Source organism: uncultured Veillonella sp. (genome assembly GCF_934190855.1).
In the GTDB taxonomy this organism is placed as follows: Bacteria; Bacillota; Negativicutes; order Veillonellales; family Veillonellaceae; genus Veillonella.
Map to the genome: position 1 here is coordinate 1 of NZ_CAKPTN010000179.1, position 3,286 is coordinate 3,286.

Below are 3,286 nucleotides of genomic sequence, written 5' to 3' on the forward strand. Positions count from 1 at the left end.
GCGACCACCTTTTACGTTAAAGCTAAAGCGACCTGGTTTATAGCCGCGCATCTTAGCCTCTGGTGTTTGGCTATAAAGCTCGCGTATAGCATCAAATACGCCTGTATAAGTAGCTGGATTAGAGCGAGGTGTACGACCGATAGGGCTTTGGTCAATATTAATAATTTTATCAATATATTCTAAGCCACGGATTTCTTTATGAGCCCCCACCTTATGGAAGGAGCGGTACAACTGATTAGCTAAACCTTTATAAAGAATTTCATTGATTAAGGTAGACTTACCAGAACCACTGACACCGGTAACCACATTAAATAGGCCGATAGGGAATTTTACATTTACATTTTGTAAATTATTTTCCTTTGCGCCCCGAATTTCTATGTAGTTTTTACCTGGTTTACGGCGTTCTTCAGGAAGGGCGATAAATTTGCGACCACTTAGGTACTGACCAGTAATAGATTTTTCTACCTTCATTACTTCGTCCACAGTACCAGCTGCAATAATCTGACCACCATGCTCACCTGCACCAGGGCCGATATCTACGAGATAGTCCGCAGCACGCATCGTATCTTCATCGTGTTCTACAACGAGCAATGTATTGCCTAAGTCGCGTAAGCCTTTCAATGTATCAATGAGACGATCATTATCTCGTTGGTGTAAACCAATAGAAGGTTCATCTAGAATATACAATACCCCAACAAGGCCAGAGCCAATTTGTGTGGCTAAGCGAATACGTTGTGCTTCACCACCGGAAAGCGTACCAGCACTACGGTTCATGGTAAGGTAATCGAGGCCTACATTATTGAGGAAACCAAGACGAGCATTGATTTCCTTCAAAATTTGAGCACCAATCACTAGTTCCCGTTCAGTTAACTGCAAATTACCAAAGAAGTCCAGTGCTTCTTTAATCGTTAATTGCGTCACTTCATTGATGTTCTTATCCCCTACAGTAATAGCTAATACTTCAGGTTTAAGACGAGCACCATGACAGGTAGTACACGGCTTTATGGACATAAATTTTTCAAACTCTTCACGCATGGAATCTGTAGAGGCTTCACTATGACGGCGTTTTACCATCGGCAAAATACCTTCGTACTCCGTAAAGAATTCTTTTACTTCACCTCTCATATTTTCATAGGTGAAAGCTACTTTATCCGTCGTGCCATACATGACTTTCTTCTGTAATGCTTTTGGCAATTCATCATAGGTAGAGTCTAAAGAATAGCCATTGGCTTTTAATAGGCCTTCCAACTGACGCATAAACCATGCATTAGGATTAGAGCTCAATGCTTGCACACATCCATCGGCAAAACTAATGGAGCCATCTGGAATAACGCGCTCTTCATCTACTTCCATAGTGGATCCAATACCCAAGCAAGCTGGGCAAGCGCCAAATGGACTGTTGAAGGAGAACATGCGCGGTTCAATTTTCGGTAATGAAATATGACAGTCTGGACATGCAAAGTGTTGACTATACATGTGTTCAGGGCCATCTACCTCTTGGATCACAACGATGCCTTCTGCCCATTTTGATGCGGTCTCCATAGAGTCTGCCAAGCGAGATTCTATGCCTTCTTTTACAACAAGGCGGTCTACTACGATATCGATAGAGTGTTTTTTATTTTTCTCTAATGTAATATCTTCATCTAATGTACGTACAACGCCATCTACGCGGGCACGAACAAAGCCTTCTTTACGAAGTTGTTCAAAGACCGACTTATGCTCCCCTTTTTTCCCTTGGATCATAGGCGCCAATACTAAAATCTTAGTGCCTTCTGGGAAGCTCATTACATCATCTGTCATTTGTTGTATCGTTTGTTGTGTAATAGGCTTACCACATTCTGGACAGTGGGCATGACCTACACGAGCAAATAATAGACGCAAGTAGTCATAAATCTCCGTTACAGTACCAACTGTAGAACGAGGATTGCGACTTGTCGTCTTTTGGTCGATAGAAATCGCTGGAGATAAGCCTTCAATATAATCTACATCAGGTTTATCCATTTGTCCCAAGAATTGACGAGCATACGCAGACAAGGACTCTACATAGCGTCGTTGCCCTTCTGCGTAAATCGTATCAAATGCTAAGGACGATTTACCAGAACCACTGAGACCAGTCAAAACGATAAACTGATCTCGTGGTAAGGCTATATCTATATTTTTAAGGTTATGCTGACGCGCACCTTTTACTATCAATTGATCTTTCATTATGTTCCCTATTTAAAGAGATGATACCAAATGGCATCATCTCTATTTTTACTAACATGAAATAATATATGTATATTATCGCACATATAGTCTATATAATCTATGTGTTTTCTTACAATCTATCTAGATATGTAAATTTATCTCTATAGATTTACTAATTACATTCAAGTAGTTAAATTTTTACTATATGAATATATGTTACACCTACTTAAGATTTACTCTTTGTACTGGTCCGTTTTCTCCCTTTACTTGATGCGGGCTTTTTCAATTTGCATTCACCAGCACTATGCATATCGGACCATTGTTGACGTAGTTCCCCCAATTGGTCGCGAAGCTTAGCAGCCTTTTCAAATTCAAGCTGCTTTGCAGCAGCCTTCATTTGACGGTCTAGTTCTTCAATTTTATTGAATAACTCTTCTGGCGTTATATCTGCCACCTTAGGAGTAGATGCCTCTTGAGCATATGGTTCGTGTCCATGGTCCATACCCGGTGTAGAGGATTTCTTTTTCCCCTTCTTCGGTGAAAAGTCCTTCCCATCGGTGACCATATCTTCTTCAATTTTCGTCAACTCAATAAGCTCTTTTACATCTTTAGAGACAGACTTAGGCGTAATATTATGTTCAATATTATAAGCCTCTTGCACAGCACGACGGCGATCGGTTTCATCAATAGCTCGTTGCATAGAACCGGTTACGCGGTCAGCGTACATAATAACGTGACCATTTACATTACGAGCAGCGCGACCGATAGTTTGAATCATAGCCGTATCGGAACGCAAGAAACCTTCCTTATCTGCATCTAATATAGCTACTAGAGAAACCTCTGGCATATCTAGGCCTTCACGGAGCAAGTTGATACCAACTAGTACATCAAAGACACCGGCCCGTAAATCACGGATGATTTCAGCACGCTCGATGGTAACGATATCTGAATGAAGGTAACGAACGCGGACGCCCATTTCCTTCAAGAACTCCGTTAAGTCCTCGGCCATCTTCTTCGTCAATGTCGTAACGAGAACGCGTTCATTCTTAGCTGCACGCTTATGAATTTCGCCGAGTAAATCATCCATTTGTCCCTTAAT

At 41.3% G+C, this 3,286-nt stretch carries 2 protein-coding genes; both read right to left on the reverse strand.

Annotated features, from left to right (window positions below; genetic code table 11):
* Positions 1-2,205 (reverse strand): excinuclease ABC subunit UvrA (gene uvrA, locus Q0F90_RS08355; RefSeq protein WP_296004699.1); only part of this gene is annotated, 2,205 nt, incomplete at its 3' end.
* Positions 2,206-2,413: 208 nt separating this feature from the next.
* Positions 2,414-3,286: helicase-related protein (locus Q0F90_RS08360; RefSeq protein ID WP_296004701.1), on the reverse strand; the 873-nt coding region annotated here is incomplete at its 5' end.